Genomic DNA, 20,442 nt, shown 5'->3' with positions numbered 1-20,442 from the left:
GGATGACGACCTACCCAGCGCTGTTCACCCCCGGACGGCTCGGTCCGCGCACCACCCGCAACCGGGTCTGGATGACGGCCCACGCGACCGAGTTCACCACCGACCACACCTACTCCGACGCGCACGCCGCCTACTACGGAGAGCGGGCGGCGAACGGGGTCGCGGTCATCACGATGGAGGCGACGTCGGTCCATCCGACGAGCCAGCCCCGCACCGGTGTCGTGCTCGCCTACGACCCGGCGGTCGTGGAGAGCTACCGCAAGGTCGCTGCGGCCGTGCAGCCGCACGGCACCCTGCTGTTCGCCCAGCTGTGGCACCGCGGCCGGGAGACGGACAGTGTGGTGAGCCGGCTGCCGGTGTGGGCGCCGAGCCCGGTCCCGTGCGCGGTGTACCGGGAGATCCCGCACGAGGTGACCGCCGCGGAGATCGACGAGCTCGTCGACGGGTACGAGCAGTCGGCGCGGCTCGCCGTCGAGGGCGGCCTCGACGGGGTGGAGATCCACGGGCTGGCGCACGGCTACCTGCTGGGGCAGTTCCTCTCCCCCGCCACCAACCACCGCACCGACGACTACGGCGGCAGCGCGCAGAACCGGTTCCGGCTGGTCGAGCGCATCATCGAACGGGTACGCGCCGTCGTGCCGCCACACCTGGTCGTCGGGATCCGGATCAACGGCGACGACGGTGACTTCGAGGCCGCGCTGCGCCCCGCTGACTGGGTGGAGATCACCCGGCGGATCGTCGCCACCGGCAAGGTGGACTACCTCTCCGTCTCGCAGGGCACCTACCTCGACCGGATGCTCATCTACGGTGCCGCCCCCGCGCCGGCGGGTTACGAGCTCCCGGCGACCGAACGGATCAGGGCGGCCGCCGGCGGGCTGCCCGTCATCGCCGTCGGGCGCATCACCACCCCCGACCTGGCCGAGGCCGTGCTCCAGCGCGGCCAGGCGGATTTCGTCGGGATGGCCCGGCAGCTGATCGCCGACTCGCAGTGGGTGGCGAAGGCGGCGGCGGGGCGTCCCAACGACATCCGGCCGTGTGTGGGCGCGAACCACTGCATCGCCTCGATCGCCCGCACCTCACTCGCCTGCATCCACAACCCGGACGTCGGCCGGGAGGCCGGGACCGTGGTGGCCGCGGCCACCGCCACCACCACGCCCGCGGCCACCGTCGCGGTCGTCGGGGCGGGGCCGGCGGGGCTGCGGGCGGCGCTGACAGCGGCCGAGCTGGGCCACCGGGTGACGCTGTTCGAGCAGGCGGCGGAAACCGGTGGCCAGGTGCGCTGGCTCAGCGCCGCCGAGCCGTACCGGGAGTGGCTCGGCATCACCGACTGGATGACCGAGCAGCTGCGGCACCATGACGTCACCCTGCGGCTGGGCCACGAGGTGAGCGCCGCGGAGCTCGCCGGCCACTACGACACCTGCATCGTGGCGACCGGGTCCGTCCCGCGCCGCGACGGGTGGACGGCGCTGCGGCCGTCCCGGTGGGCGCCCGGGTCGGCGCCTGTCCCGGGCACCGGCCAGTGGAACGTCTACACGGTCAGGGAGGTCCTCGGCGACCAGGTGACCCTGCCGGCGTCGGTGCTCGTCCTCGACGACATCGGGGACCGCCGGGCCCTCGCCACCGCCGAGTACCTGGCCGCCGGCCGCACCGTCGAGATCGTCACCCGGCTCCCCCACGTCGGCATCGGGCTGGCCGACAGCCACGACCTGCCAAGCGTCACCGGGCGGCTGCGCCGGGCCGGGGTCCGGCTCACCGCCGGCTTCGAGCTCGTCGCCATCGACGAGGACAGGGTGCGTCTCGCGGACGTCTACACCGGCGAGGAGGAGGTGCGCGAACCCGTCGACGCGGTGGTGCTGGTGACCGGGCAGATCGCCGAGGACGGCCTGCTGCGCGAGCTCCGCGCCGCCGGGCAGCACGCGGTGGCCGTCGGCGACTGCGTCGCCCCGCGCCGGGTGTTCGACGCCGTCTGGGACGGTGACCTCGCCGCCCGGTCGATCACCGCTGCCTCCCACCCGCTACCAGGCCTGAGGAGACGAGACCATGCCCGGTGACCCACTGGGATACCGCGCCAAGTTCGGCGTGGTGACGCCGTCGGTCAACACGGTGGTCCAGCCCGAGTACGACGCGATGCGGCCGTACGGGGTGACGAACCACGTGGCGCGCATCCACATCCCGGAGAAGCCGATCGACGGGGACTCCGGGTTCCAGGAACTCGTGCGCGCCATCGACGGCGCGCTGGACGACGCCGTCGGGCGGGTGCTGTCCTGCGCTCCGGACTGTGTCCTCATGGGTGTCTCGATCGAGGCCGTCTACCAGGGCGGGATCTCCGCCGCGCGGGCGATCGAGAAGCGCCTCGCCGAGAAGTTCGGCCCGCTGACCCTCATCCACGCGGCGGATGCCCTGCCCGCCGCGCTGGCGGCACTGGGCGTCGACGGCGGCGAGGTCTCCCTGGTCACCCCGTACATGCCGGACGCCGACGGGCACCTGCGCGGGTTCGTGGAGGAGCTCGGCTACGACTACCGGCGGGCGATCCACCTGCGGGCACCCACCCCGCTGCAGATCTCCCACATCCCCGAGGCGGACGTCCGCACCGCCCTCACCGACCTGGCGCGGGACCGGCCGCGGGCCATCATCCAGTTCGGCGCGAACCTCTCGATGGCCCGGCTCGCCGACGAGGCCGAGCGCTGGCTCGGGCTGCCGGTCATCGCGGTGAACACCGCGACGTACTGGCACGCGCTGCGCCGGGCCGGTCTGCCGGACCGGCGCGAGGGATTCGGCTCACTCCTCCTCCACCACTGAACCTGAGGGCAGCACACCGATTGCGAACCAACGACCAGGACGACGAGCCGGAACGCGGGGCAGCCCGTGACGCAGACGCGGTGCAGGTACTCCACCGCCAGGCGCTGATCCTCGACTGCTTCTCCCGGGGGCAGCCGCGGCTGCGGGCATCGGACGTCCGGGCCGCCACCGACCTGCCGGCGACGACGGTCGCCCGGATCCTGCGGTCACTCGTCCAGGAGAACCTGCTGGCGCGGACAGGTGACTTCTACTCGATCGGGCTGCGGGTGATGGCCTGGTCGGCGGCGGCGACCGCCGGCTCCGACCTGATCGAGGCGGCGAAGCCGGTCGTCACCGAACTGCGCGACCGCACCGGCGAGTCGAGCATCGTCTACGTGCGCCAGGGCGGGTCGCGGGTCGCCGTGCTGATCAGCCACTCCGAGCAGTCGATCATCTACCAGGGCCGGGTCGGCCAGATCCAGCCGCTCAACGCCGGCGGCGCGGGAAAGGTCTTCATGGCCTACGACCCCGAGGCGCTGCGGGCCGCCCTCGACGCCGGCCTCACCGCGTACACCACGAACACGATCGTCAGCCGCGAGCGGCTGGAGGACGACCTGCGGGAGACCCGGAGCCGCGGCTGGGCATACGCCCCGGAGGAACGCGAACGCGGGCTCAGCTCGATGGCCGCGCCGGTCACCGACGCGCACGGGACCCTTGTCGGGGCGCTGGCGATCGGCGCGCCCACCTTCCGGCTCTCCCTGGAGTCGGCCGCCCGGCACGCGCCGACTCTGGTGGACTGCGCGAAGGCGATCTCCCAGCAGCTTCTGTAGGCACACCGAGGATCGAGGAGACCGGAGATGGTGGACGAACCCGGGACGACGAGCGCGCCGGCCGCACGCCGCCGGCCCGGTGAGGGCCCACTCGCCGGCATTCGGGTGCTGGAACTCGGCCAGCTCATCGCCGGCCCGTTCTGCGGCCAGCTCCTCGGCGACTACGGCGCCGAGGTCATCAAGATCGAGGATCCGTCGGCCGGCGACCCGATGCGGCGCTGGGGGCACACCGACGGGACGAGGGACCCCGTCCACTGGTCGGTGCTGGCCCGGAACAAGCGCTCGCTCGGCTGCGACCTGCGCAGCGCCGAGGGCCAGGCGCTGGTCCGCCGGCTCGCGGCCACCGCCGACATCCTGGTGGAGAACTTCCGCCCCGGCACGATGGAACGGTGGGGCCTGGGCTACCCGGAGCTCTCCGCCATCAACCCCGGCCTGATCATGGTGCGGGTCACCGGCTTCGGCCAGACCGGCCCGTACGCCGCCCGGGCCGGCTACGGCTCCATCGGCGAGGCGATGGGCGGGCTGCGGGCCCTCATCGGCGAGGCGGACCGCCCGCCGAGCCGCGCCGGCCTGTCGATCGGTGACAGCCTGGCCGGCACCCTCGGCGCGCTCGGCGCGGTCTCCGCGCTCGTCGAGCGTGGCGTCAGCGGGCGCGGGCAGGTCGTCGACTGCGCGCTGTACGAGGCCGTCCTCGCGATGAGCGAGTCACTGGTCGCCGACTTCGCCGCCTTCGGGCACGTCCGGGAGCGCACCGGATCGGTTCTTCCCGGCGTCGCGCCGTCCAACGTCTACCCGACCTCGGACGGCGCCGAGGTGCTGATCGCCGCGAACCAGGACACCGTCTTCCGCCGGCTCGCCGCCGCCATGGGCGCCCCGCAGCTGGCGGACGATCCCCGCTACGCCACCCACGGTGCCCGCGGCGACCGGCAGGAGGAGCTCGATCAGCGCATCGCCGCCTGGACCAGCACGCTGACCCACCACGAGGTGGAGCGCAGCTGCGAGGAGCACGCCGTCCCCTGCGGGATGGTCTACCGCGCCCCCGAGATGCTCGACGACCCGCACTTCGCCGCCCGGCAGTCCATCGTCGCGGTGGACGTCAAGGGCTCGGAGCTGCCGATGCAGACCGTCGTCCCGCGGTTCGGCCGCACCCCGGCGCGGGTGCGCTGGGCCGGCCCGCCACTCGGCGACGCCACCAACGACCTGCTGGACGAGCTCGGCTTCAGCGACGCCGACATCGCCGACCTGCGTGAGCGGGGTGTCGTCCGATGACGCCGGGCACACCGGACGCGCCGGACACACCGGCGGAGGGCGGGCCGGCGCCGGCGGCCGCGCTCACCCTGCAGGACAGCGTGACGCTGGTCGAGGTCGGACTGCGGGACGGCCTGCAGTCGGTGGAGCAGACCATCCCGACCGAGGTGAAGGTCGATCTCGTCCACCGGCTGATCGAGGCCGGGGTGCGCGAGATCGAGGTCGCCTCGTTCGCGCACCCGAAGGTCCTCCCGCAGCTCGCGGACGCCGAAGCCGTCCTGGCCGCGGTGCCCCGGGTCGACGGCGTCCGCTACCGGGCGCTCGTCCCGAACCTGAAGGGGGCGCTGCGCGCCGCCGGCTGCGGTCTCGACCACCTGGTCGCGCTGACCTGCTGCGACGAGGATGTCAGCCGGCTCAACCAGGGCCGCGGCGTCGAGGAGGTCCTCGCCGAGCTGCCCGCGATCGGGGCGGCCGCCCGGCGCGAGGGTGCCACGCTCGTCGTCGGGATCGCGATGGCGTTCTTCGCGCCGTGTGTGGGGCCGACCGACCCCACCGCGCGGATGGAGATCATCGGGCGTGCCGTCGACGCCGGCGCGACCGGGGTCTACTTCGGTGACACCGTCGGCATGTCCAACCCGGTGCAGGTCGCCGAGGCGCTGGCCGCGGCCCGGCAGCGTTTCCCCGGCCTGGAGCTCGGGCTGCACCTGCATGCCCGCAACGGGTTCGCGCTCGCGAACGCCCTCGCCGCGCTGCAGACCGGTGTCGACTGGTTGGAGTCGGCGTTCTGCGGCATCGGCGGCGACCTGTGGTTCCCCGGCGAGCCGGACGTCCTCGGGAACCTGCCGACCGAGGACATCCTCGCGTTCACCGACGCGATCGGCGTCAGCACCGGGGTGGACGCCGAGCGGTACACCCGGGTGTCGGAGCTGGCCCGGGAGGCGACCGGACGCGACCCGCTCGACCACCGCACCCGCGGAGGATCGGCGCGCGGCATGGTCGACACGACCTGGAAGGAGATCATGAGCGGTTTCGGCGGGGTCACCACGACCCGGTAGAGCTGACGCACCGCGGCTGACGCACCGCGGGCGATGGCGGCCGTTCGTGACGATGGTGTTGACCGTGGGCGACGGCGGATAACCGCCGCGGTACCGATTTCTCTCGGAATACACGGCCGCCCGCGGCGATGGGCTTTTCCGCGGACCGGCTTTTCCGCCGACCGGCTTTTCCGCGGACCGCGCGAGCACCGGTGACGTCGTTTCCCGGCTGGCAGGTGTGCACCTTCCGCCAGCCGGGCGAACGGCGCCCTCCTATCTACTCACGCCCGCGCGGAAAAACGAGTTCCGAGGACCTTGCCGGTCGCCGCGTAAACTCGCCGTGCCATTTCCGCCGGCCCGAGTTCCGCGAGCGGAGCGGAATACACCTCGGCCGCGAGAACCGGCGTGGCACCGGCGGTGGCGAGCACATCGAGCACGGCCGGGATGTCGATGTCGCCCTCCCCGGGCAGCAGCCGGCCGGTCGTCGTCTCCACCACCGGGTCGTCGGCGGGCCGGGCGGGAGCGTCGCACAGCTGCACCACGTGCACCCGGTCGGCGGGCACCGCCCGCAGCACCGCCTCATCCAGGCCGCCCGGCTGGCGGAACAGGTGCCAGGTGTCCAGCACCAGCCCGAGATTGGGCCGGTCGACCGCGTCGAGCAGGCGCAGCGCATCCGCCAGGGTCGGCACCACCGACCAGGGTATGAACTCGTAGCTGATCTGCAGGCCGCGCTCGGCCGCGAGATCGCACAGGTACCCGAGCCGCTGCGCCACCTCGGCCGCCGACGCCCCCGACCTGTCGATCGTGATCGCCACGACCTTGTCGCAGCCGGCGTGCCGGGCCAGGTCGAGGAGCGGCACGGCCTCGGCGGCGATCGCCTCCTGGTCGGCCGTCGCCCAGCCCATCAGCACCTCGACGGTCACGACCTCCAGCCCGCGGGCCCGGTGCAGGTCGAGGAACTCCTCGCGGGCCATCCCATCCGCGGCGGCGCCGTCGACATGGGCGCCGGTCAGCTGCACGGCACCGAAACCGGCACCGGCCACCGCGTCGACCAGGGCACGCGCCTCAGCCGCCCCGAAGGGACCGCCGAGCGGAAAAAGCGTCGGGGCGGTCACCGCGACCGACGCGGCACCGGGCGCCGGCGCAGTCACCGGGCGACCCCGGCCCACACGGAGAACACAGCCCGATCATCGACAAAACCGGGACGCATACTCGCGCGGATTCCCGCGCCCCGGCCGCCCGATAAACAGATCGCCCCGCTCACCATACAGATCAGCCTGCCCACGGCAACTCCCGTTGACGATATGATGACATTCGGATAACACAGATTAGGTGTGTCGCCGGCCGCGCGTCAAGGCAGCATCCAGGAAGTAATACCGCTCCGTTCCACGCGAGATGACGGAATTGGCCGCGGCGGCGCACCGGATTCTTCTGCCCCCGGCCGGCCGCCACGCTGATGCAGCCGACCACGCCGATGCAGGCGGACGTGTGGGCAGACCCGCGCGGGGCGGGAGGCCGGCTCTGCGGTCGGCGGAGCGGTGCGCGCCGTAACATCCGAGCCGTGCACAGACGATCACGCGCGATCCGGTCCGCAGCGACACTGGTCGTCGCGCTGGCCGCACTGACGGTCACCGCCCTGGGTTCGCCCGCCTGGGCCCATACGGCGCTCACCGCCTCCGATCCGGCTGCCGGCGCGACGCTGGACACGGTGCCCGGGCAGCTCTCGCTCACCTTCAGCGGGCTCGTCCGCGCCGACGGCTCCACCGTCACCGTGACGGGCGGTGCGGGCGCGCCCGTCACGGTCGGCGCACCGTCTGCTGCCGACACCACGCTGACGGTGCCCGTCACCGGGCTCGCGGGCGGCGGCTACCAGGTCGTCTGGCGGGTGATCGCCGGGGACGGCCATGCGATGAACGGCGAGTTCTCCTTCACCGTGGCCGCCCCCGCACCGCCGCCCACCCCCACGCCCACGCAGACATCGACGTCGGCACCGACGTCGGCACCGACGGCTGCTGTCACGTCCGCGACGAGCACCGCCCCAGAGGTGATCCGCCCCGCGCCGGACGACAGCGGCGGCGGGCACGGCTGGATCATCGCGGTGATCGGCGCGGGCATCGCCGCCTTCGCGATCATCGCCGCCACCTTCGTGATCAGGAGGCGCCGGCCGACCCGCCGCGAGCCCTGACGGGCGGACATCCGCTCGTCCGTCAGCTGCCCGGGCGGCAGGCGCCCCGACCGCTCGGACGGGTCAGGCCAGGCCTGCCGGGGTGACCCAGTCGGGGGCGAGGCGCTCGCCCCCGACGGTGAGGGTGAACGCGCCCTCCTCGTCGAGGAGGCCGACGAGCAGCGCGAGCAGCGTCTGCAGCCGGGCGAGCCGGGCGCTGGCCGCGGCGGTGGGTGACTCCAGCGCCGCGGCGAACGCGTCGAACCACTCGGCGAAGACCTTGTCGTAGGTGTCGTGGAAGTAGGCGAACCCCAGGCACTCGGTCGCGGTGCTGCCGGGCCCGCCGCGTATGAGTTCGCCGATGGCCCGTTGTTCCTCCCGCCACAGCATGAAGCGAGAGGAGTGGTAGGTGTCGATCCGGTCGTACTGGTCGCTGCTGAACGCCCCGCCGATGTCCGCGAGCAGTGCGGCGACGACCCGGGTGTCGTCTGCGCTCTCGAAGCGCAGCAACGCCAGGCGCGAGTACACGATCTCCAGTGTCCCGAAGTAGCGGGCGACGCAGAACAGCGTGCCCAGCAGGGCGAGCCGGCTCCGGCGCTCCGTGGACGTCAGATAGGCGAGGAACTCCTTCTTGCGGATGGCGTGGATGCGGGAACCGAGATCGAACGCGGCGACGAGCAGCGGTTCCCGGTAGCGGTCGAGCTCGGTCTTCGCGGCGGACCGCTTCTCGTTGTCCCGCTCGGACCGTTCGAGGTCGTGGCGAAGGCGTTCCATCTCGACGCCCTGCCGGTGTGTCCACACCGTCGCGGCGACCGCGACGACGGCACTCAGCACGGAGGAGATCAGGGCAGCGACGATCCCCGCGTCCATGATCCCCCGCCCCCGTGCCGTCGTCGATCTGACGCGACAGCAGCGTATCGATCGCCCGCAGCGCCGCACCGGAAACGCACGGACACAGCGCTGCGCGCCCGACGCTCAGTGCTGGACGACGGTGACCTCCGAGAGGTAGGTGCGCCGGCCGTCGAGGACGACGGTGTCACCGGCGATCTCGAAGGTGCCGGTCAGCCGGATGTCCGCGGAGGAACTGCCGACGTGTACCTGGACGGGGCCGGGCTCGAGGACGAACTCACCGGTCAGGCCGATGTAGCCCAGCTGGCTCATCGGCACCGTGAACCGCACCGCGGCGGCGGTGCCGGCGGCGAGGGTGAGGCGGGTGAAGCCGACGAGCTCCCGCGCCGGCCGGCTGACTCCGGTGGCCTGGTCGGAGAGATAGAGCTGGACGACCTCGTCCCCGGCGCGCGCCCCGCTGTTGCGCACGGTCACCTCCACGGTGACGGCGCCGGTGCCGGCGTCCACCAGGTCCGGGGTGACGGCAAGATCACCATAGGTGAAGTCCGTGTAGCTGAGTCCGTGGCCGAACGGGAACAGCGGGGTCGAGGGCAGGTCCTGGTAACCCTGGTGCATGTCCAGGTCGGTGCGCCGGTAGCCGGTGCCCGTCGGCTGCCCGGAGTGGACCGGCACCTGCCCGGAGTGGCGCGGGATCGAGACAGGCAGGCGCCCGGCCGGGTTGACCTCGCCGAACAGCACCTCGGCGAGCGCCGTGGCGGCGTGCGGCCCGCCGTAGTAGGCGCACAGCAGGGTCGGCAGGCGGTCGACCAGCGCCGTCAGCGCCATCGGCCGCCCGGTGTGGACGACGCCGACGCACGGCGTCCCGGTGGCGGCGACGGCGCGGGCGAGATCCACCTGGTGGGCGGGCAGGTCGATGTCCGCGGTGTCGCAGCCCTCGCCCTCGGTGATCCGCGGAGTGAACCAGCCGGCCCGGCCACCCAGGGCCAGGATGACCAGGTCGGCGTCACGGGCGGCGGCGACGGCAGCGGGGACGTCCGCCGGTTCCTCGGCCAGCACGCCGCAGCCGGGCGCGGTGCTCACCTCGACACCGGGGGCGGCCCGCCGGACGGCGTCGACCAGCGAGACGGCGCCGTAGCCCTCCCGGACGTACTCGTCGATCGGGCTGGCGAAGGCGGCCATCAGCTCGTCGCCGAGCAGCTCGATCGCCTCCGCGGGCAGGTCGGCGGTCAGGTGCTCGGTACCGGGGATGGCGGCCCGCTCGCCGGTGATGCGGGCACGGAGCATCTCCAGCGCGCCCGGGTAGGTGTAGGGCGGGAACGCGACAGCGACTCCGTCGGCGTGTGGGCCGACGACCGCGATCCGCCGCAGGGCCGCCCGGTCCAGCGGGAGCGTCCCGTCGTTCGTGAGCAGGGTGACCGACTGGCGGGCCAGCGCCAGCGACAGCTCCGACCCCTCGCCGGCGACGCGGCCGAGGGTGGCCGGGTCCTCGTCCACGTAGGGCTGGTCGAACAGGCCGAGCGCGAACTTGTCCCGCAGCACCCGCCGCGCGGCCCGGTCCAGCTGGTCCTCGGGGACGGTGCCGCGCCGCACCGCCGCCGCGAGGGCCGGGCCGTACCCGTAGGGGGTCGGCAGCTCGACGTCGATGCCCGCGGCGAGCGCGAGGCGGCCGGCCTCCTCGGCGTCGCGGGCGACCTCCAGGCGGGTGTGCAGGTGGCGGACGGTGTCGTAGTCGGAGACGACAGTGCCGGTGAAACCGAGCCTGTCCCGGAGCAGGGTGGTGAGCACGGCCGGGCTCGCGCCCACCGGCACCCCGTCCACACTGCTGTAGGAGTTCATCACCCCGCCCAGGCCGGCGAGCCGGATCGCGGCCTCGAACGGGCGGGCGTACACCTCGTACAGCTCCCGCGGGCCGGCGGTCGTGCGCGCCATGTTCTGCCCGCCCTCGGTCAGCCCGTAGCCGAGGAAGTGCTTGCCGGTCGCGATCACCCCGTCGCGCGGGTCCGGCCCCTGCAGGCCGCGGACGAAGGCGACCCCCATCGCCGACACGAGGTACGGGTCCTCACCGTAGGTCTCGTGCACCCGGCCCCACCGGGCGTCGCGGGCGACGTCCAGCACCGGGGACAGGACATGGCGGTGCCCGATCGCCCGCGTCTGGCGGCGCAGGACGCCCGCCATCTCCTCCACCCCGGCCGGGTTCCAGGTCGCGGCCAGGCCGATCGCGGTCGGGAACCCGGTGAACCCCGGTGAGACGACCCCGTTCAGCGCCTCCACATGGAACAGCGCCGGGATGCCGAGCCGGGTGTGCGTGACGAGAAACCGCTGGATCTCGTTCACCGAGGCCGCCAGCCGCGCGGGAGTCGGATGACTGAGCATGCCCAGCGGGGCGATGTGACCGATGCCGGTGCCCAGCAGCCGCTCCGCCTGGTCGCGGAGCAGGCCGGCCCGACCGAACAGGGCGATGGGCATGACGCCGGTGACCTGCTGCGCCTTCTCCTCGACGGTCATCCTGCGCAGGAGTTCGTCGGCCCGGGCCTCCGGGCTGCGGGTGGCATCGTCCCTGCGGATGGCATCGTCCCTGCGGGTCACCTTGGGCACTCCCGGGTCCGGGGTCTGCGGGTCCGGCGGCACTCGCGTGGCAGCGGCCGCACAAAACGTGACGCTAACACCGCCCTCGGCCCGCCGGCAGCAGCCGCGGATCAGGCGTTCGCCGGACCTCGCCCGGTTCCGTCGGCGCGTGATCCGGTCACTGACGCCGGGCTGGTCGACCGAACAGCGCCCTGGTCACCTCGCGGGTCGCCCGCGCGACCGGCAGCCAGAACGTGCGGCGCACCCAGCGGGCCGGGGCGACAACGACCACGTCCCAGACCACAGCGACAGCCCGGGCCACGGGCACGACCACCGCCCGCCACACCACGACAACCGGCCGGACCAGCACGATCCGCAGCACGATGCCCACGCCCCGGCAGATCGCGGCCGCGACCCGCAGAGCGAACCGGACCGCCACGGCAACGGCGCGGCCCACCGGCACCGCCACCACCCGCCAGACCCAGCGGAGCGGGCACACCACCAGCACCCACAGCACCTGCCCCGCCAGCCGCAGGACGAACCGGGCGGCGGCCAGCAGTGCCCGCAGTACCGGCCTCAGCACCTGCTGCCACAACCATCGCGCTGGCACGACCAGCAGGTAGGTGACCAGGAACCGCACGGGCACCACGACCAGGAGGTGGAGCAGGACCCGGGCGGCAGTCAGCAGGGGCCACAACACCCACCGCCACAGCAGGCGCCACAGAGGCGCCAGGAACCAGTCCCACACCAGGCGCTTCAGCCCGAGCAGGAGCGGCCGGGCCAGCCAGTTCCACAGCAGCATCCGGAGCGCCCGCACGGTCATCACGACCAGTTCCCAGAGCAACCGCAGGGGCACGACCACCACGAGCGCGACCAGCAACACCGGCCCCCGGACCAGCCGGAACAGGAGACCCTCCGGCGGGGCACCCTCAGCCCGCTCGCCACCCTCAGCCCGCTCGCCGGGCCGGGCTGGTCGGGGCGGCGGGCTCGGCCGCGGCCCGCTCGGAGGCCTGGCCCCCTCTCCCGGGCGAGCCGGCCGGTCATCGGGATGCACAGTCACGGACATGTGTCTACCGCCCATACGCACCATCAGGCGCGCTCCTGTCCGGAGACGTACAGGAGCCGACCCGCGTGGTGGCGGCGCCGTGCCGCGGCCAGCCGTCGCGTCGCCCCGACCTACGGGACGTCGCGCAGCACCCGCTCGAAGAAACGCGTCGCGAACGGATTGTCGTTGTACAGGTCCACCGGCTCGTAACCCGCCTTCGTGTACAGGGCGACGGCCTCGGTGAGCGTCTCGTGGGTGTCGAGCCGGACCCGGCACTGCACCCGCCGGTGCCGGTTCCGCGGTGCCGCCCGAGCAGGAACGCTAGGCGGTCGGCACGGTCGACGGCGTGACGGACCGGGACGGATGCGCCGGCACGACCGAGAGACGGGGCCCCGTCACGCGAGGCGCCGCCGGCGGAGACGAAGCCGCCGGACGGGACGAAGCCGCCGGACGGGACGGCACCGCAGAACCGGGCGCCGGGGTCTGACGGGGCACGATCGACAGGAGCGGCGCTGCCGCCGGACGGGGCGCGCCGGTCGGGTCGGGCACCGCCGCCGGACGGGGCGCGGCGGACCGCCCGTGCGCCGCCGGCGGCGTGGCGGCCGCGAAGCCCGCGGCCACGGAGCCGGCGGGCGGCGTGGCGAGAGGCGGCGTGGCGAGAGTCAGCCTCGGCGGCTCGGCGAACGCGGCCGACCTGGTGAAGGCGCCCTCGATCGCGTGCATCCCCAGCATCATCACCATCAGCGCGAAGGGGAACAGCACGATCAGCACAACGATCATCTTCGGTCGTCACCCTCCGGACGGCTCGGTCCGGCGCCTGGTCCGACGTCCAGGAACCCGGCCGGTTGTGAACGCTACGCGGCACGGGCCGGCACGCCCACGGCAGAGAGCACCGTCGGCGGACTCCGCAGGTCCCGTGGTCCGTGGGGCCCTCGCCAGGTGCCAGGGGCTGGGCCTCTCCCGCAGGCTGCCCCGCCGGTGTTTCAGCCACGGTCCCCCGAGAGCTGCCAGATCGACCTATGCCTGGTCAGAATGCCCGCCTTCCCGGCGACCGCCGGCCCGTAGGTGGGGGCTGGCCGGCCCCAGGCCGGTCCGACAGGTCGACGCAGGCCGCACTCAGGCCGGCAGCTGCCCGCGGGTGGTCGTGTTCCGGACGCGCCGGGCGGGATGCCTGTTGTCGGCGGTGAGCCGGAACACGGTGCGTTCCAGCCCGGGCAGAATCTCGTCGGCTCCGATCGCGCCGTTCGCGAACTGCCAGACGAGACCGTGCGCCGCATTCGTCAGGACGACAGCGATGTCGTCGGCATAGACCGGTTCGCAGACATCGAGCAGCACCCGGGACGCCGGTTCGATCGCCGCGGTCGCCTGGGCGAGGAGACGGTGACCACCCGGTTCTCGCTGCGCCCGCACCCAGGCCGCGAGCAGCGGTGGGTGCTGCGTCCACGGTTCCAGGACGTGACGGAAGATCCGCATGAGCCCGTCGTACAGGGGCTCCGGTGCCGGAGCGGGCCGAAGCCGCGGGTCGGCGTGGACCGCAAGCCACTGTTCCAGCGCCGCGACAATGAGTTCGTTGCGGGTGGGGAACGTCTTGTAGACCGTGGTGAGGGAGACCTGCGCCCGCAGCGCCACCTCACGCAGGCGCACACCCTCGTAGCCGCCGGACTCCAACAGTTCCAGCACCACGCGGACGATCTCGTCTGATGGCTGCAAGCAGGTTCTCACCCCCCGAGGTCGGGACAACCCAGGACATTATCCGCCCCGGCCCCCGGTGATCGTCCAGGCGCCTCCGGGCGGATCCGGTTCCTGCAGTCGTTCGCGTTGCCACCCGGGCTGTCGAGCAGGCTGTACTGGACGTTCGCGGGCTGGCGTCGCGGCCGGAGAAACATTCGCGGGATGCGGCAGACCTGGAGCGGATGAGAACCGTGCTTGAGGCCCGGTGCCGTTTTCAGCCCTGCGCCACGCAGATCTCCGAACGACTCAGATCCGAACGGCTCAGAACGGGACCTGGACAGCGTAGACCTGCTCGTGGTCGGCCGGTGTCCACATCCAGCCGGCGCCCATCCGGGTGCCGAGAACCTCGGCGGCGCGCACTGCGTACGGCTCTTCGGGGTTGGTCATCCCCCACCGCTTCGCAATGGTGTGGGAGGCGTCGCGGGCGGCCGTCACGGCCTGCTCCTCGTCCGCGTATATCCCAATGATCATGAGTGCCGGCTCCTCGATGATGCCGCACTCGATGCAGCCGACCTTGCAGACGAGCCAGTTCACCCTGCCGCTCACCGGAATTCCCTTCCGCACTGTCCGCGGGCGCCTGCCCAGGGGCGCCGTGCCGGAGAAACGCCCTCCGCGCCGCCTGCCGAGCCGGCCACCGACACACTTCTGCTGGCCGACCGACAGAGGTTCTACATTCGGTAGAACTTCCCGATCGCCAGGGTACTCAGCGGGCGAGCGCGAACACGCGTTCTCACCCGGGTCGTTAGGCAGACCATGACAGGGTCACGGGTCTCAGCGTTCCCACGTGCAGCCGAGGTGGCGCGTCCGGGCCCGCCGCGAGGTGATCGCTCGGACCGCGAGGCGGCGGGTGACACCCGCCCGACAGATGTTGACAGTACCACTGCCATTTCGGCAGTATCACTGCCATGACGTTGTCGCTCCGGGAGGCCCGCTCCGAGCTCGTCCGCGAACGCGTGCTCGACGGCGTGGCGGCCCTGCTCACCGCCGGGGAGGACCTCACCTTCGCCAAGGTGGCGAAGGAGGCCGGGGTCCCCGAACGCACCGTCTACCGGCACTTCGCGACCCGGGAGGCGCTGCTCGCCGCTGTCTTCGCCTGGGCCAACCGACGCATCGGGTTCGACGGTCGGCTCCCGACCGACGGCCGCGGCGCCGTCGCGCTCGTCCGCCGGGCCTTTCCGGGGTTCGACACGATCGCCCCGGTCATCCGCGAACTCCTGCTCGCCCCCGAAGGCCTGCTCGCCCGGCTCTCGAACCGGGAGGAACGCCGGAGCGCCGCCATCGCGCTCGTCCGCGCGGAGGCACCCGGCCTCGGCGCGGACGACACCCGCCGCGTCGCCGCCGTCGCCCAGCTCCTCACGACCGCGTCCACCTGGCAGAACCTGCGCGACTTCTGGGAGATGGACGGCGAGGAGTCCGCCGAGTCCGCGGCCCTCGCCCTCGAGCTCCTGCTCGCCGGCGCCCGGGCGCGAGCCGACGCCCAGCCCCAGCCCCACGCTGACCGCCCGACCGTTCCCCACGCTATCGGCGGTGTCGCCTCCGGCGAACAGATGTCCCCGGAGCGGGAACCTTCCGAACCGGCGCCCCACCCGGCCACGACCGAAGGAAGCTGACATGCCTCTGCTTGCCGGCGTCAACCACGTCGCCGTCCTCACCGACAATCTCGACCGTTTCGTCGACTTCTATCGCGAGGTCTTCGACCTCGATGTCGTATTCACCGAAACGACACCGGCGTTCCGGCACGCGATTCTGCGGACCGGCCCGCATTCCTGGCTGCACCCCGCCGAGGTGGTCGGAAATCCCCACGGCGCCGCGCTGCCCGCGATGTTCGACCGAGGTCACCTCGACCATGTCGCCCTCACGGCCGCGTCACCGGAGGCGTTCGACACCCTGCGCGCCCGTCTCGTCGAACGGGGTGCCGGCGACGGCACGGTGGAGGATCTGGGCGCGTTCCAGGCCGTCTGGTTCACCGATCCCGACGGCATGCGTGTCGAGCTCATCGTCATCGTGGACGCCGAGCTGCGGGGGATCCACGAACCTCGTCCGCGCACCGACACCGCGGCCTGACCGGCCTCGGCGCCCGGTCAGGCCGCCGAGGGCGGGACAGCGCCGCTGTCCCAGTAGTCGAGGCGTGCCGCGATCAGGCCGTCCCGCAGGGTCAGCAGCCACAGGCCGCGCAGGCGCAGCGGGCCGCCGGGAAGCGCGGCGGTCATGAGGTAGGGCACGGCCACCTGGTCACCGGACGCCACGGGTGCCGCGTCGGGGGTGTAGCGCAGTCCCGGGAAGGCCGCCAGGAATCCCGGCAGCCGTTCCCGGTAGGCGGTCCGTCCGGCGCTGGCCTGGCCGGCGGGCGAGGCGTGCTCGTTGCGGAAGTCCTCCGTGACGCAGGCCGCCACCGCATCCGGGTCGGCGGCGTTCAGGGCCGCCGCGTAGGCCGCGACCGGCGCGGGGAGCGCGGACCACTCCCCCGCCGCTGCCGCCGTCACGACTTCGGGCCCCACAGCTCCCGGACGGTCGCGAAGACCCGCTGGTCGTGGCTGAACTCGATCACGTTGCCGTCGGGGTCGGTGACGGCGCAGATGTAACCGATCGGGTCCGGCATGTCCCGCGGTTCCCAGTGCAGGCAGCCGGCGGCCCGGGCCCGGTCGGCGGCCCTGTCGACGTCCGCGCGGGTGGGCAGCTCGATGCCGATGTGCGCGAACGGTTTCATGATGCCCTGCTGGCTGCCTCTGGTGGCGTTGAACGAGGCCAGCACCAGCACGAACGGCGTCTCCCACTGCCCGGGGTTGGACAGCCAGACGTTGCGCCCGTCGGCGTCCTCCCGCATCGCCACCACGACCAGCGGCGTCATGGACGTGTAGAAGGCGATGGAGGCGTCGAGGTCACCCGACGGCAGCGCGATGTGGGTCCAGCGCGGCTGGGTGATCCCGGCGCCGCCCGCCTGGTCACCGGCAGTCTCGCGGCCCGTCACGACGACGGGCCGGGCAGCTGGTGTCGCATCGATGGTCACCGGCGTCACTCCCCTCCTGGCCGATGCGGGCATCGGCCGGTCACCTGCTCGGCGCAGTCCTACCCACCGCGGCTCGAGACCTCCCGGGCCTTCACCCGGTTCGGCGCCGGCCGCACCTCCCGCACGGCGGCATCGACGGGTACCTGTCGCGGCACCACCCCGGAAAGCGGGACGTACCGGGAGGATGACGCCCTACACCGGAAGCCTGCGACCAGCCCGAAACGCGGCGTTCAGGCATAAGTATCCCGGGAGGTGCTTCCCGGCGAAGGCAGGTATACATGGTCGGTGGACTACGGCCTGGCTGCGGCAGCACCTCTGGGCTGGCCCCCGCCTGGTGAGGGCTGGGTCCAGGCCGGCCAGTGGGAGCTGGACTGCCAGCCGTCAGCGCCGTCCGCGGTGCGTCGGCTGGTGGGCGCGGCGCTGCGCGGTGACCGGTGGGCCGACCTGCGGCCGGACGCCGTCCTGATCGCCAGTGAGCTGACCGCGAACGCCTGGCTGCACGGCCAGCCGCCGGTCGAGGCACGGCTCCTGGTCAGCGACGAGGCCATCCGCATCGAGATCGCGGACGGGAGTGCGACGCCACCGGTGTGCCCGCCGGCCGGTGGGCTGGGGCTGACCGGCCGCGGCATCGGCCTCGTCGCCGCGCTCGCGGGGCGGTGGGGCGTCGACCAGACAGGCAACGGCAAGATCATCTGGGCGGAGCTGGCCGGCGACGGAGCCCTGGCCGCCACCAGTGCGGCGGTCCCCGCCAGCGCGGCAGACCCCGCCAGTGCGGCAGACCCCAGCAGTGCGGCGGTTCCCGCCAGTGAGCTGCCTGCTGCCCCGCGCGTACCCGACGCGGCGCCACACGACCCGGCATCACCCGACACAGGCGGCCCGGTGCGGCTCGCGATCAGGCTGGGGGACGTCCCGACAGATCTGCTGCTCGCGGCGAAGAACCACGTCGACGGGCTGATGCGGGAGTTCACCCTCGCCACGTCCGGGGCGCGGAGCGGGTCCAGCGGTCCACTGCCGGGGCGGCTGGCGGACCTGCTGCGGATCGTGACGACCAGGTTCGCCGAGCCCCGTGAGGCCATCCGGCGGCTGGCGCTCGCCGCGGCCGCCAGCGGCGCGCCCCGCACCACTCTGGATCTGGAGCTGTCGACCACCTCCGCCGAGGCCGGCGACGCCTATCTGACGGCGCTGGAGGAGATCGAGAGCTACGCCCGGGCGGCCCGGCTGCTGACCCTGCAGTCCCCGCCGCAGCATGTCGCGTTCCGCCGCTGGTACGTCCGCTCGCTGGTGGATCAGCTGCGGGCGCTGGAGACGGGCGACGCGCCGGTGGCGACACCGACCTTCGAGCAGTATCTGCTGGACACCCTCGACGCCGAGGTCCTCGCCGGGCGGGCCACCGAACGCGCGGCGCGCCTGCAACGGGTGACCGCGGCGCTGGCCACCGCGACGACACCGGAGCAGGTGGCGGCGGTGGTCGTCTCGGAGAGTGTGACGGCGCTCGGGGCCGTCGGCGGCGGCCTGCTGGTGCCCGTGGAGCCGGGTACCGGCGGAGCGGCGCAGGTCCAGGTCCCGGGGGCGGTCGGGTACGGCGACGAGCTCATGGCCCAGCTGCGGGCGGAGCGGCTGGACGACCAGCTGCCGGCCGTGGACGCGCTGCGCAGCGGCCGCCCGGTCTGGCTGGAGTCGCGGGCCGAGTGCCACCTGCGCTATCCCGACCTGGCTCGGTTCGAGCCGTCGGTGGTGGCGATGTGCTGCCTGCCGCTGGTCGTCACCGACCGGGTGCTCGGCGCCCTGCGGTTCTCGTTCGACCATCCACACCTGTTCGACCCGGACGAGCGGTCGTTCGTCGAGGCGATCGCCGCGCAGACCGCGCTGGCGATGGAACGGGCCCGGCTGTTCGCCGCGGAGCGGCGGGCCCGCGAGCGCGCTGCCTTCCTGACGAACGCGGCCGAGCTTTTCGCGTCCACCCTCGACTCGGGCCAGATCCTCGACCGCCTCCTCGGGCTGCTCGTGCCCCGGTACGCGGACGCGGCGGCCGCCTGGCGGATCCCGATGGACGGTGCCGGCGCCCCATCGCTTCTCGAGGCCACCGCCGTGACGGCTGCCACCGCCGGAGGCACCGACGCGCTGCGCACGCTGACCGGGCGTCCGCCACCACCGGTCGTCACGGCGGCGCAGCACGGAGTCGCCGTCCGCGACCCGGACACCGGGACGTTCGCCTTCCCGCTGCTGGTGGCCGGCCGCGCCGCCGCGGTCGTCGCCCTGGGCCGTCGGCGGGCCCTGCCCGAACCCGAGAGTCGGTCCGGGCAGGGCCGTCCGGGCCGGGAGCCGGGGCCGGGCCGGCCGGTGTACGGGGCGGACGCCGGGGACGAGGCCCTCGCCGAGGAACTGGTCCGGCGGGCGAGCGGCGCGTTCGGCAACGCGCTGCAGTACGAGCGTGAGCGGGCCATCGCGGTGACGCTGCAGCGCAGCATGCTGCCGCGCCGGCCACCCGACGTCGCCGGGCTCACCGTCGCCTGGCGCTACCTGCCGGGCAGCGCCGGCGCGCTGGTCGGCGGCGACTGGTACGACGTCCTGCACCTCGACGGCGGACGGGCCGCGCTGGTCATCGGCGACGTCATGGGACACGGGCTGCACGCCGCGGCGACGATGGGCCAGATCCGCGCGGCCGCCCGGGCGTACGCCGGGGAGCGGTTCGCTCCGGCCGTGGTCCTCGGCCAGCTCGACGCGGCGATGAGCCGCCTCGAGGCGGGGAGCATCACCACGGTGGCGGTGGGCGTCCTCGACCCGGCGGACGGGTCGCTGACGGTGGCGTCCGCCGGGCACCTGCCGCCGCTGATCATGCCGCCGCGCGGGGAGCCGTGGTATCCGCCGGTCGAGCCGGGGCCACCACTGAGCACCGGGGTGGCGCACTACCCGGAGTCGCAACTGGTCCTGGAACCGGGCAGCACGCTGCTGCTGTACACCGACGGACTGGTCGAGGACCGGGTCCGCCCGATCGACGAGGGCCTGGAGCTGCTGCGGCGCAGCGCCACGCCGGACCTGCCGCCTGAGGAGCTGTGCGACCTCCTGCTCGCCGCGCTGGGCCGCACCGGGGACAACGACGACGACGTGGCGATGCTCGCCGTCCGCCTCGAATCCTGAACCCGGCCCCTGAACCCGGGGCCGGGGCCCGGCCGATCGAGCCCGGTCCGGCG

The 20,442-nt window shown here is 73.4% G+C and carries 19 protein-coding genes; 9 read left to right on the top strand and 10 right to left on the bottom strand.

Features of this window, described 5'->3' with window-relative positions; translation table 11 throughout:
* The first annotated feature begins 2 nt into the window (after window positions 1-2).
* From AB1460_RS02780 to AB1460_RS02760, 5 genes are read left to right on the top strand one after another with little or no spacing between them, the layout of a single operon-like run.
* The gene (locus tag AB1460_RS02780) at window positions 3-2,051 is read left to right on the top strand and encodes an FAD-dependent oxidoreductase (RefSeq protein WP_368958951.1); all 2,049 of its coding nucleotides are present in this window, start codon (window positions 3-5) and stop codon (window positions 2,049-2,051) included.
* Window positions 2,041-2,799, top strand: a complete 759-nt coding sequence (locus AB1460_RS02775) for an IgiC (RefSeq protein ID WP_368958950.1) — start codon at window positions 2,041-2,043, stop codon at window positions 2,797-2,799. The genes AB1460_RS02780 and AB1460_RS02775 overlap by 11 nt, the downstream gene beginning before the upstream one ends.
* A gap of 20 nt (window positions 2,800-2,819) precedes the next feature.
* A complete protein-coding gene (locus tag AB1460_RS02770; protein WP_071086314.1) occupies window positions 2,820-3,608 on the top strand; it encodes an IclR family transcriptional regulator in 789 nt (262 codons plus the stop codon).
* A 27-nt stretch (window positions 3,609-3,635) separates the two neighbouring features.
* Window positions 3,636-4,877 (top strand): CaiB/BaiF CoA transferase family protein, encoded by a 1,242-nt coding sequence (locus tag AB1460_RS02765; RefSeq protein ID WP_368958948.1) that lies wholly within the window; start codon window positions 3,636-3,638, stop codon window positions 4,875-4,877.
* Window positions 4,874-5,911, top strand: coding sequence for a hydroxymethylglutaryl-CoA lyase (locus AB1460_RS02760; RefSeq protein WP_368958947.1), 1,038 nt, complete (start codon window positions 4,874-4,876; stop codon window positions 5,909-5,911). The genes AB1460_RS02765 and AB1460_RS02760 overlap by 4 nt, the downstream gene beginning before the upstream one ends.
* Before the next feature lie 260 nt (window positions 5,912-6,171).
* Here AB1460_RS02760 and AB1460_RS02755 read toward each other — a convergent pair whose 3' ends face one another.
* The gene (locus AB1460_RS02755) at window positions 6,172-7,041 is read right to left on the bottom strand and encodes a sugar phosphate isomerase/epimerase family protein (RefSeq protein WP_368958945.1); all 870 of its coding nucleotides are present in this window, start codon (window positions 7,039-7,041) and stop codon (window positions 6,172-6,174) included.
* A gap of 410 nt (window positions 7,042-7,451) precedes the next feature.
* Here AB1460_RS02755 and AB1460_RS02750 point away from each other — a divergent pair, with 410 nt between their 5' ends.
* Complete coding sequence (locus AB1460_RS02750; RefSeq protein ID WP_368958944.1) at window positions 7,452-8,075, top strand: copper resistance CopC family protein; 624 nt, start codon at window positions 7,452-7,454, stop codon at window positions 8,073-8,075.
* A gap of 63 nt (window positions 8,076-8,138) precedes the next feature.
* On the opposite strand, the gene AB1460_RS02745 is transcribed toward AB1460_RS02750, so the two are convergent.
* From AB1460_RS02745 to AB1460_RS02715, 7 genes are all read right to left on the bottom strand, one after another.
* Complete coding sequence (locus AB1460_RS02745; protein WP_368958943.1) at window positions 8,139-8,924, bottom strand: hypothetical protein; 786 nt, start codon at window positions 8,922-8,924, stop codon at window positions 8,139-8,141.
* Window positions 8,925-9,029: 105 nt separating this feature from the next.
* Window positions 9,030-11,408, bottom strand: a complete 2,379-nt coding sequence (locus tag AB1460_RS02740) for a beta-glucosidase family protein (RefSeq protein WP_368959037.1) — start codon at window positions 11,406-11,408, stop codon at window positions 9,030-9,032.
* Between the two features lie 238 nt (window positions 11,409-11,646).
* Window positions 11,647-12,534 (bottom strand): hypothetical protein, encoded by an 888-nt coding sequence (locus AB1460_RS02735; RefSeq protein ID WP_368958942.1) that lies wholly within the window; start codon window positions 12,532-12,534, stop codon window positions 11,647-11,649.
* Between the two features lie 110 nt (window positions 12,535-12,644).
* Window positions 12,645-12,794 (bottom strand): hypothetical protein, encoded by a 150-nt coding sequence (locus tag AB1460_RS02730; RefSeq protein ID WP_368958941.1) that lies wholly within the window; start codon window positions 12,792-12,794, stop codon window positions 12,645-12,647.
* Between the two features lie 40 nt (window positions 12,795-12,834).
* Entirely contained in the window at window positions 12,835-13,293 is a 459-nt protein-coding gene (locus AB1460_RS02725; protein ID WP_368958940.1) for a hypothetical protein, read from the bottom strand.
* 336 nt (window positions 13,294-13,629) lie between these two features.
* Window positions 13,630-14,223 (bottom strand): TetR family transcriptional regulator, encoded by a 594-nt coding sequence (locus tag AB1460_RS02720; protein WP_368958939.1) that lies wholly within the window; start codon window positions 14,221-14,223, stop codon window positions 13,630-13,632.
* 282 nt (window positions 14,224-14,505) lie between these two features.
* Window positions 14,506-14,790 carry a hypothetical protein gene (locus AB1460_RS02715; protein WP_368958938.1) on the bottom strand — a complete coding sequence of 95 codons (285 nt, stop codon included), beginning with the start codon at window positions 14,788-14,790 and terminating at the stop codon, window positions 14,506-14,508.
* A 359-nt stretch (window positions 14,791-15,149) separates the two neighbouring features.
* On the opposite strand from AB1460_RS02715, the gene AB1460_RS02710 reads away from it, so the two are divergent.
* Complete coding sequence (locus tag AB1460_RS02710) at window positions 15,150-15,854, top strand: TetR/AcrR family transcriptional regulator (protein ID WP_368958937.1); 705 nt, start codon at window positions 15,150-15,152, stop codon at window positions 15,852-15,854.
* A gap of 1 nt (window position 15,855) precedes the next feature.
* A complete protein-coding gene (locus tag AB1460_RS02705) occupies window positions 15,856-16,308 on the top strand; it encodes a VOC family protein (protein WP_368958936.1) in 453 nt (150 codons plus the stop codon).
* 17 nt (window positions 16,309-16,325) lie between these two features.
* On the opposite strand, the gene AB1460_RS02700 is transcribed toward AB1460_RS02705, so the two are convergent.
* Together AB1460_RS02700 and AB1460_RS02695 are read right to left on the bottom strand one after the other, a co-directional pair.
* Entirely contained in the window at window positions 16,326-16,727 is a 402-nt protein-coding gene (locus AB1460_RS02700) for a nuclear transport factor 2 family protein (RefSeq protein WP_368958935.1), read from the bottom strand.
* Entirely contained in the window at window positions 16,724-17,251 is a 528-nt protein-coding gene (locus tag AB1460_RS02695; protein ID WP_420497174.1) for a VOC family protein, read from the bottom strand. Before AB1460_RS02695 ends, AB1460_RS02700 begins: the two co-directional genes overlap by 4 nt.
* A 285-nt stretch (window positions 17,252-17,536) precedes the next feature.
* Here AB1460_RS02695 and AB1460_RS02690 point away from each other — a divergent pair, with 285 nt between their 5' ends.
* Window positions 17,537-20,389 carry a SpoIIE family protein phosphatase gene (locus tag AB1460_RS02690; RefSeq protein ID WP_368958933.1) on the top strand — a complete coding sequence of 951 codons (2,853 nt, stop codon included), beginning with the start codon at window positions 17,537-17,539 and terminating at the stop codon, window positions 20,387-20,389.
* The last annotated feature ends 53 nt before the right edge of the window (window positions 20,390-20,442 follow it).

It is taken from the genome of Parafrankia sp. FMc2 (genome assembly GCF_041008525.1).
Classification (GTDB): Bacteria; Actinomycetota; Actinomycetes; order Frankiales; family Frankiaceae; genus Parafrankia.
The sequence above is the reverse complement of the archived record's forward strand: the minus strand, read 5'-3'. Positions and strand labels throughout refer to the sequence as shown.